Source organism: Sphingomonas sp. (assembly GCF_042095875.1).
GTDB lineage: Bacteria > Pseudomonadota > Alphaproteobacteria > Sphingomonadales > Sphingomonadaceae > Sphingomonas.
The window spans coordinates 26,410-34,484 of record NZ_JBELMJ010000035.1 but is presented as its reverse complement, the minus strand read 5'-3'; the positions used below and the strand labels follow the sequence as shown (position 1 = coordinate 34,484).

At 68.1% G+C, this 8,075-nt stretch carries 9 protein-coding genes, 1 tRNA gene and 1 pseudogene; 9 read left to right on the top strand and 2 right to left on the bottom strand.

All coding sequences use genetic code 11. The features are described from left to right. The 4 genes and pseudogenes from ACFDS6_RS12400 to ACFDS6_RS12385 form a co-directional block, all read left to right on the top strand. Window positions 1–530: pseudogene (locus ACFDS6_RS12400) on the top strand (ribonucleotide-diphosphate reductase subunit alpha); the annotation flags it as partial. 634 nt (window positions 531–1,164) lie between these two features. After that, window positions 1,165–1,806, top strand: coding sequence for a TetR/AcrR family transcriptional regulator (locus tag ACFDS6_RS12395; RefSeq protein WP_375272483.1), 642 nt, complete (start codon window positions 1,165–1,167; stop codon window positions 1,804–1,806). A 264-nt stretch (window positions 1,807–2,070) separates the two neighbouring features. Beyond that, on the top strand, window positions 2,071–2,478 hold the full coding sequence (locus tag ACFDS6_RS12390) for a hypothetical protein (RefSeq protein ID WP_375272482.1): 408 nt from the start codon (window positions 2,071–2,073) through the stop codon (window positions 2,476–2,478). Window positions 2,479–2,632: 154 nt separating this feature from the next. After that, on the top strand, window positions 2,633–2,857 hold the full coding sequence (locus ACFDS6_RS12385; RefSeq protein ID WP_375272481.1) for a hypothetical protein: 225 nt from the start codon (window positions 2,633–2,635) through the stop codon (window positions 2,855–2,857). Window positions 2,858–2,897: 40 nt separating this feature from the next. On the opposite strand, the gene ACFDS6_RS12380 is transcribed toward ACFDS6_RS12385, so the two are convergent. Beyond that, window positions 2,898–3,332: a hypothetical protein gene (locus tag ACFDS6_RS12380; protein ID WP_375272480.1), complete on the bottom strand. Its 435-nt coding sequence runs from the start codon at window positions 3,330–3,332 to the stop codon at window positions 2,898–2,900. 83 nt (window positions 3,333–3,415) lie between these two features. Between ACFDS6_RS12380 and ACFDS6_RS12375 the strand changes: the two genes are divergently transcribed. The 3 genes from ACFDS6_RS12375 (at window position 3,416) to ACFDS6_RS12365 (ending at window position 6,332) form a co-directional block, all read left to right on the top strand. After that, window positions 3,416–4,882, top strand: coding sequence for an FAD-binding oxidoreductase (locus ACFDS6_RS12375; protein ID WP_375272479.1), 1,467 nt, complete (start codon window positions 3,416–3,418; stop codon window positions 4,880–4,882). A gap of 119 nt (window positions 4,883–5,001) precedes the next feature. Further along, window positions 5,002–5,769, top strand: coding sequence for a SapC family protein (locus ACFDS6_RS12370; RefSeq protein WP_375272478.1), 768 nt, complete (start codon window positions 5,002–5,004; stop codon window positions 5,767–5,769). Window positions 5,770–5,783: 14 nt separating this feature from the next. Next, window positions 5,784–6,332 carry a cytochrome b gene (locus ACFDS6_RS12365; RefSeq protein WP_375272477.1) on the top strand — a complete coding sequence of 183 codons (549 nt, stop codon included), beginning with the start codon at window positions 5,784–5,786 and terminating at the stop codon, window positions 6,330–6,332. Window positions 6,333–6,515: 183 nt separating this feature from the next. Here the strand turns inward: ACFDS6_RS12365 and ACFDS6_RS12360 are convergent, their stop codons facing one another. After that, the gene (locus tag ACFDS6_RS12360; protein WP_375272476.1) at window positions 6,516–7,355 is read right to left on the bottom strand and encodes an N-formylglutamate amidohydrolase; all 840 of its coding nucleotides are present in this window, start codon (window positions 7,353–7,355) and stop codon (window positions 6,516–6,518) included. A gap of 132 nt (window positions 7,356–7,487) precedes the next feature. Between ACFDS6_RS12360 and cpdR the strand changes: the two genes are divergently transcribed. Together cpdR and ACFDS6_RS12350 are read left to right on the top strand one after the other, a co-directional pair. After that, window positions 7,488–7,865 carry a cell cycle two-component system response regulator CpdR gene (cpdR, locus tag ACFDS6_RS12355; protein ID WP_375272475.1) on the top strand — a complete coding sequence of 126 codons (378 nt, stop codon included), beginning with the start codon at window positions 7,488–7,490 and terminating at the stop codon, window positions 7,863–7,865. A 43-nt stretch (window positions 7,866–7,908) separates the two neighbouring features. Beyond that, window positions 7,909–7,983: transfer RNA gene (locus tag ACFDS6_RS12350), tRNA-Val, on the top strand. Window positions 7,984–8,075 lie beyond the last annotated feature (92 nt).

The window sequence follows — 8,075 nt, the reverse complement described above, 5'->3', positions numbered from 1 at the left end:
CGTCGATCTCGATCATCTGCGGCGGCACCAGCGCGTGCATCGAGCCGATCCCGGCCAACATCTACACGCACAAGACGCTGTCGGGCAGCTTCGCGGTCAAGAACCCGTACCTCAAGAAGATCCTGGCCGAGAAGTCGAAGGATTCGGAAGCCGTGTGGAGCTCGATCCTCGAGCATGGCGGGTCGGTCCAGCACCTCGACTTCCTTAACCAGGACGAGAAGGACTGCTACAAGACCAGCTTCGAGATCGACCAGCGCTGGCTGCTCGAACTCGCCGGCGACCGCACGCCCTATATCGACCAGGCGCAGTCGCTGAACCTGTTCATCCCGGCCGACGTCGAGAAGTGGGACCTCCTAATGCTCCACTTCCGCGCGTGGGAACTGGGCATCAAGTCGCTCTACTATCTCCGCTCCAAGTCGGTGCAGCGCGCCGGTTTCGCGGGCGGCGTTGAGAACGACAATACGATCGAGAAGCCGAAGTACGAGTTCGGCGAGACGACCGATTATGACGAGTGCCTGGCTTGTCAATGATCCCCCGGATCATTGACTGCGCACTCGGCACTCTCGCCTGTCATTAAGCGGGCAGTCCTGAGATTGCCCAGGCAATCTCAGGAGATGCCACGGCAGGGCTCGGTGCGGGCGGCCCGGGATTGCTCAAGCAATCCCGCGACTCGCCACGGCGGGCAGCAGCGCCGGCGTAGCCGGCACTGTCTGACGCCGTGGCGGACACAAGACGCCCGCCCGACATCCCCAACCCCGTTCCGACCCGAGCATACCTACCCGACCCGGCACGGCTCCTCCCAGAAACGCCGCTCACGACCGCGAGAGCGCGCTACCGCCGCGGCCCTCCCGCAACCCGCGCGCGTCCAGAACCCCACGGCTGCTCCTGCCCGATCCACACTGTCCTACACGATCGCACGTCCGCTACGCCCGGCCCCATGTGCGTCCACGTCCGCGACACCCCGAACCGGATTCTTCCCCACCGCGCGAGCAGGCGACTGACGACAACACGCGTTGGCCTTACCTTAGCCTCACCTTCCGCCGTCGCCGCGCGCCTTGGCCTCACCTTAGCCTCACCTTCCACCGCCACCCCGCCGAATTACCTCGGCCGACCCGCCGCCGCACCGGTGGACTTTCGCGCGCTTTCAATTATATACCGGACGTTATGGAAGTCCTGACCAGCGATCCCGCCCTCGACGCCGCCACCGCCTGCCCCGCGCCCAAGGGGCGCCCGCGCGAGTTCTGCGTCGACGCCGCGCTCACCGCCGCACTCGGCGTGTTCTGGGCCAAGGGTTACGAGGGCGCGACCATGGCCGACCTGACGCAGGCGATGGGCATCACCAAGCCCAGCATCTACGCCGCCTTCGGCAACAAGGAGGCGTTGTTCCACAAGGCGCTCGACCTCTACGAGGCGGAGAAGCTCGCCTACACGCGCGAGGCGCTCGACCAGCCGACCGCGCGCACGGTGGCCGAGCATCTGATGCGCGGCGCGATCGCGGCGCAGGCGAACGACTGCGGCCCCGGCGGCTGCCTGCGCGTCATCACCTCCAGCGCGTGCGGCGCGGAGGGCGAATCGATCAAGGCCGACGTGATGAAGCGCCGCGCCTCGTCGCAGGCGGCGTTGGTCGCGCGCTTCCACCAGGCGCAGCGCGACGGCGACCTGCCCGCGCATCTCGAGCCGGAGGCGCTGACCGCCTACCTCTACGCCATCCTGCAGGGCATGGCGGTGCAGGCCGGCTCGGGCGCGACCCGCGCCGATCTGGAACGCGTGGTCGACACCAGCCTCGCGATGTGGCCGACGCGCTGATCGCCGCGCCGTTCTTCGCCTTCCACAATTATTTTACCGGCCGGTATAGAAAGCTGTTGACCTGATCCTGGCGTGTTTATATACCGCTGAGTATACAAAGGTACTCACCTCGACCCCGGGGTGATCAGTTCAACCCCGGCCGGTTCGCCGTCCACCAGCAACGCCGATCCCGCGGTACGTCCCCACGCACCGCGACCACCAACGAGCGCGACCATGGTTCCATGATCGCGGCCGCACGCCCGCACGTGTCAGGGAGTTACCGTCATGGCCTATATCGACTTCGCCGCCGCGCACGACCCGCTGCTCGCCCCTGCCCCGCGCCACGATCCCGTCCCCGCGACCGCGCCCGACGCCCCTGCTCCCGCGGGTCAGCTGAGCGCGCTCGAATGGTCGGTGGTCGCGGTCGCGCGCGGCGATCGCCTGTCCAGCCTGCGCGCGCCCTCGCGCCTGTCGGTCGCGATGGGCGGGCTGTTCGGGTCGCGTCCTAACCCACGGCTCGCCGACCCGCAGCTGGAGGCGCTGCGCCGCATGGCGGTGCTCAGCTGGCACCACGGCTACACCGTCCCGACCAGCGCGCTGACCGCCTTCACCGACGCCGGCTACACCATGGCGCAGTATGAGACGATGCTCGGCAGCATCGCCGCCGCCCGCGTCGCGCGCAAGCAGGCCTGACCACCCGCCGACTGGTATCGCGCGCTCGTGCCGGACGGCGTGCTTGCTGCTCGACTGTAACGCTGCGTTGCAGCAAGCAAATGTCACGCGACAATCACACGCCATTCGAATGCGGCGGGCTAGATCACGCGGGTCATTGAGAGAAGGTCCGCGCATGCACGATCCGCATACCCAGCACCGCAGCCTCATCGAATCGGCGCGTGCCTCGCTGCTGATGCTCGCCTTCGGGCTCAGCGTCCTTGCGTTCCTGATCGCGATCGACCGTCCCGAGTGGTTCCAGGTCCGTCCCGCGACCGGCACCGCCGCGGCGATGGCGAACGCGTCCACCACCGCGCGCGCCGAACAGCCCCGCGTAGTCGACGGCCGCGTGATCGGCTGATCCGAGGATATCGGCGGGGACGCGGACCGCGCGTCTCCGCTCAACGATCGGGAACGAGCTTGCGAAACCGATCGATCGCGCACCGCGCACCCGAGCGTGAGCGCATGATGTCGCGACCGGCGCAGATCTTCCCGTCCTTGGTCGGCTTCAGGTAGAATCCCGAGTAGAAGTTGCGCGTCGGACATTGCCCGTCGAGGCGCGCGCGGTACCGCCGCGTGCCCTCCACGATCAGGTCGACCTCGCCCTCGCCGCCGATCGCGGCTCCGGTGAGCGACTTCATCTCGAGGCAGCGCGGCCCCTTCTTCTCCCGCCACGCCGGCGCGACCGCCCGAGCGTTCAGTGCGGACGCGGACCGCGACATCGGCACGTGCGGGATACGGACGATCAGCCGCTCGTGGATGGTCAGCTGCGCGTACTCGTCACCTGCCCAATTGGGCACCTGCGCCGACACCAGCACCGGCGCGGCGACGAGCAACAGAGCGGAAGCTAGCGGTCGGACGGAGGATACGCGCGTGGACATCAACTGGGTAAAAGTGCCTCGACCTGTTTGAACGCGCGATGAACTCATCCCACGTCAGCCGCATGACACCCGTTCTCGCCCGCTTAATCGACCAGCTGTCTGCGACGATGCCGCCCCGCACGCTGGTGACCGACCCCGACCTGATCGCCCCCTGGCTCGTCGACTGGCGCCGCCGCTATCACGGGCAGGCCCAACTGATGATCGAGCCCGAAGACAGCGCGCAGGTACAGGAGGTGGTGCGCGCCGCCGCGCGCCACGGCGTACCGCTGGTGCCGCAGGGCGGAAACAGCTCCATGGTCGGTGGCGCCACCCCGCCCGCGGATGGGAGCGCGGCCATCCTGTCGCTGCGACGCATGAAGCGGGTGCGCAGGCTGGACGCCGCCGCCGGCCTCGCGGTCGCGGAAGCCGGCGTGATCCTGGCAGACCTGCACGCGGCGGCGCTGTCGTCCGGTCGACGCTTCCCGCTGACGCTGGGCGCGCGCGGCTCGGCGACCGTCGGCGGGCTGGTGTCGACCAACGCCGGCGGCACGCAGGTGCTGCGCTTCGGCACGATGCGCGGGCTGGTCGCGGGCGTGGAGGCGGTATTGCCCGACGGCTCGCTCCACGACAGTCTGTCACCGCTCAAGAAGGACAATCGCGGCTACGACCTCAACCAGCTGCTGATCGGCGCGGAAGGCACGTTGGGCATCGTCACCGCTGCGGCGCTGCGGCTGGTACCCACGGTCGCGGCGCGCGCGGTGGCGTGGGTCGCGCTCGCGTCGCCCGACGACGCCTTGTCGCTGCTGCGGCGGTTCCAGGGGGCGAGCGAGGCGGTCGAGAGTTTCGAGCTGCTGCCGCGCGAGTCGCTCGACGCCGTTCTCGCCTACCTGCCCGACGCCCGCGCGCCCGTTTCCACCGACGCGCCCTGGCACGTCCTCGTCGAGGTGACGGCCGACAATCCCGACGCCGATCCCGCCGCACTCGTCGAGCACGTGCTCGCCGCGGCAGTCGACGACGCCCTGATCCGCGACGCGACGATCGCCAAGAGCGAGGCGCAGGCGGATGCCTTCTGGCGTATCCGCGAGTCGATCTCCGACGCGGAGCGTGCGACCGGCCCCGCCGCGCAGCACGACATCTCCGTGCCGGTCGAGACGATGCCGCGCTTCATGGTCGAGGCGGCGGCCGCGTGCGAGGCGCGCTTCCCCGGCACCCGCGCGTCCGGCTTCGGGCATCTCGGCGACGGCAACGTCCACTTCCACGTCCGCGCGCCCAGAGGTGCCGACCCCACGCGATGGTATGGCGAGCAGGTGCCGGTCGTCTCAGCCTTCGTCCACGACCTCGTCGTCGCGGCGGGCGGCTCGATCTCGGCCGAGCACGGCATCGGGCAGATGAAGCTTGCCGAACTCGCTCGCCTGTCCTCGCCTGCGCGGATCGGCGCGCTGCGCGCGATCAAGCGCGCGCTCGACCCGCAGCTGTTGTTCAATCCCGGCAAGCTCGTCAGCGTCGATTCGCCAATTGCTGGCTGACCGCTCGCGACCTCGTGACGCTTGCGCGCGCGAGCGCCACCGAATACCTGCCGAACATGAACCGGGCGCGAGGAACTTTTCGCGCACATTCGTAACGACCTGATCCGGAGTATATGTTCATGGCCAGCGCGCCGCAGCTTCCGCTCTTCTACAATGGCCTGGAGCCGCTCTCGAGCGAGGCTCACGCGAACTATCGCATCCGCCCGGCGAACGTCGCGCCGTTCCTGGTCCAGCAGCACGCGGTGCCGCTGACGGTGGAGGAATTCCCGCTGGTGCAGCGCTTTATGCCGATCGTCTTCTCGGTCGGCGACGACGCGATCCCGATTGGACTGATGGGGCTGAACGAGGGCGTCAACGTCTTCGTCGACGAGGAAGGCAAGCTGCTCGACCAGAACTTCTACGTGCCGGCCTACATCCGCCGCTACCCATACATGCTCGCGCGCCTCAGCCCCGACGCGCAGGAGCTGTCGCTGTGCTTCGATCCCACCTCCGACACGATCGGCCCATTCGAGGACGGCGAGCCGATGTTCGAGGACGGCAAGCCGACGCAGCTGGTGCAGAACGTGCTCCAGTTCACCGAGCAGTTCGAGCAGGCGGGTGCCCGCACCAGCCAGTTCATGAAGGAGCTGCGCGAGATGGAGCTGCTGATGGACGGCGAGGTGTCGATCCAGCAGGAAGGCGTCGAGCAGCCGTTCGTGTACCGCGGCTTCCAGATGATCAACGAGGAGAAGCTGTCCGACCTGCGCGGCGACCAGCTGCGCAAGATCTCGCAGTCGGGCATGCTGCCGCTGATCTACGCGCACCTGTTCTCGCTGGCGCTGATGCGCGAGATCTTCGCGCGGCAGGTCAATCTGGGCAAGATGCCGCAGCCGCAGCTCTCCTTCTGATCGAAGGATAGGTCATGACGCGATCACGCACCGACACGGCTCGTTACTCGTCGGTCGCGATCGCGTTTCACTGGACGATCGCGGTGCTGGTGATCGCCAATCTGGTGATCGGGCTCGGGCACGAGTCTGTCCCCGCGCTGCGCGCCTGGATGGGCGCGCACAAGGCAATCGGCATCACCGTGCTCGCCCTGACGCTGGCCCGCGTCGCGTGGCGCCTCGCGCACCGTCCGCCGCCGCTTCCCACAGATACGCCGGTGTGGCAGCGCGTCGCCGCGCACGCAACGCACTGGTCCCTCTACGCGCTGATGCTGGCGATGCCCCTGACCGGCTGGGCGCTGGTGTCGGGCCCCGAGGCGAAGCGGCCCTTGTCGTGGTTCGGCCTCCTCGACGTGCCGCTGCTGCCGGTGACGAGCGCGACCGCCGATGTCGCGGACAAGGTGCACGGACTGCTCGGCTGGCTGATGCTGGCGCTCGTCGTGCTCCATGTCGCGGCGGCGCTGCGACACCACCTGATCCTGCGCGATCACGTCCTCGCGCGCATGGCGCCGGCTTTACGCCGCTGATCGCGACGGGACGCCGCAATCGCGCGCTAAATTTCCCGCCATTTGCTTGAAACCTTTGACCACACTCCTATGTTTGAAGCGTACGGTTCTTGTGTCCCCCCTTTCGCAAGGCCGTATGACACATCTTTGGATGTGTCTCCTCCCTGAACCTCGGCCACCGTGCTTCCAGCACGGTGGCTTTTTTCATTCGGCGGCCTGCGCCACCGCGTTCGCGTCGCCGATCGCCTCCTCGGACAGCCCGTCGATGATCGCGCGGACCAGCGCCGTCGTGCGCGCCAGCCCCGCGCCCACCATGTCCAGACGCCCATCGAGATAGAGCGACCGATCGATCTCGAGCTGCACCGCGTGAACGCCCTCGGTCGGTCGCGCGTGACGCTCCAGGATATGTCCGCCAGCGTAGGGGCTGTTCAGCGCGTGGATCAGGCCGTGCGCCTCGATCTCCGCCTGCACCCGCTCCACGAAGCGGCTCGCCGCCGCCTGGCCGAAGCGATCTCCCACCACCATCCGCGTCCGTCCGCTGGGCAGCGGCGGCATGGAGTGGAGATCGAGCAGCACCGCGATGCCGAACCGGTCGCGCGCGCGCGCCAGCACCTCGCCCAGCGCCTGATGATAGGGCCTGTAATCGGACGCGATCCGTGCCTCGACCTCCTCCGCGCGCAGCCGCCGACGCCAGATGTCGCCCGTCGCCCCGGTCCGCCGCGGCACGATGCCCAGACCGGCGCGGACCTTCGCCGACAGGTTCGTCCGCCTCGCGCCGTCGTCCAGCAGCGGGTCACGCTCATGCTCGGCGCGGTTCAGGTCGATCCACGCGCGCGGCGCATCCTGCAACAGCAGCGTTTCGTGCCGCCGCGCGCCGAGCGCCACGTGGTCGACGTAGCGGTCCTCCAGCGCTGACAGCCTCGCGGGGGGTGCGCGCAACGCTGCGCCGATCGCGGGCGGATAGAGGCGCCCCGCGTGCGGCACCGACAGCACCACCGGCGTCTCGGGCACCGCGCTGCCGATGATGCGAAACGATGCGGACATGCCCGGCCAGCCTATGGAAGCTTCGCCGCAGGGGCAACACCGCGTGCCGCATTGCGACAGCGTTCACCATTTCCGGCGGTGGAATGTTTCAGCTCTTCGCGCCATAGTCGCAGCCGTTCGATCGAGGGTGATATGATCAAGATTTTGCTGGCCGAGGACGACGCGGTAATGCGCGAATATCTGACGCGCGCGCTGGAACGGTCGGGCTATTCGGTCAGCGCCGTGGACCGCGGCACCGCGGCGCTGCCGCTGCTGGAGCAGGAAGCATTTGACCTGCTGCTGACCGACATCGTGATGCCCGAAATGGACGGGATCGAGCTCGCGCAGAAGGCGTCCGAACTGGTGCCCGCGCTGCGCGTCATGTTCATCACCGGCTTCGCGGCCGTCACGCTCAAGGCCGGCAGCGCGATGCCGCAGGCGCGCGTGCTGTCTAAGCCGTTCCACCTGCGCGACCTGGTGCTGGAGGTCGATCGCCTGTTCAGCGTCGACGTGCTGAACGAGTTGAATTGAGTGCTTGCGCTACCCGGCGCCCCCCGCTAGAGGCGCTCACCTCGGGCGTGTAGCTCAGTGGTAGAGCACTGTGTTGACATCGCAGGGGTCGCAAGTTCAATCCTTGCCACGCCCACCATTAAAGCCCCGCCGCTCGCCAGAGTGGCGGGGTTTTCGGTTTCTGATCGCCCCAACATCGCGCACCGCCGACGTCGAGACTTTGTGCTAGAG

Bases quoted from the DNA above. Each gene is read 5' to 3' on its own strand.
- ACFDS6_RS12395 (WP_375272483.1), top strand. From the start codon at position 1,165: ATGGAAGTCCTGACCAGCGATCCCGCCCTCGACGCCGCCACCGCCTGC.
- ACFDS6_RS12390 (WP_375272482.1), top strand. From the start codon at position 2,071: ATGGCCTATATCGACTTCGCCGCCGCGCACGACCCGCTGCTCGCCCCT.
- ACFDS6_RS12385 (WP_375272481.1), top strand. From the start codon at position 2,633: ATGCACGATCCGCATACCCAGCACCGCAGCCTCATCGAATCGGCGCGT.
- ACFDS6_RS12375 (WP_375272479.1), top strand. From the start codon at position 3,416: ATGAACTCATCCCACGTCAGCCGCATGACACCCGTTCTCGCCCGCTTA.
- ACFDS6_RS12370 (WP_375272478.1), top strand. From the start codon at position 5,002: ATGGCCAGCGCGCCGCAGCTTCCGCTCTTCTACAATGGCCTGGAGCCG.
- ACFDS6_RS12365 (WP_375272477.1), top strand. From the start codon at position 5,784: ATGACGCGATCACGCACCGACACGGCTCGTTACTCGTCGGTCGCGATC.
- ACFDS6_RS12360 (WP_375272476.1), bottom strand. From the start codon at position 7,355: ATGTCCGCATCGTTTCGCATCATCGGCAGCGCGGTGCCCGAGACGCCG.
- cpdR (WP_375272475.1), top strand. From the start codon at position 7,488: ATGATCAAGATTTTGCTGGCCGAGGACGACGCGGTAATGCGCGAATAT.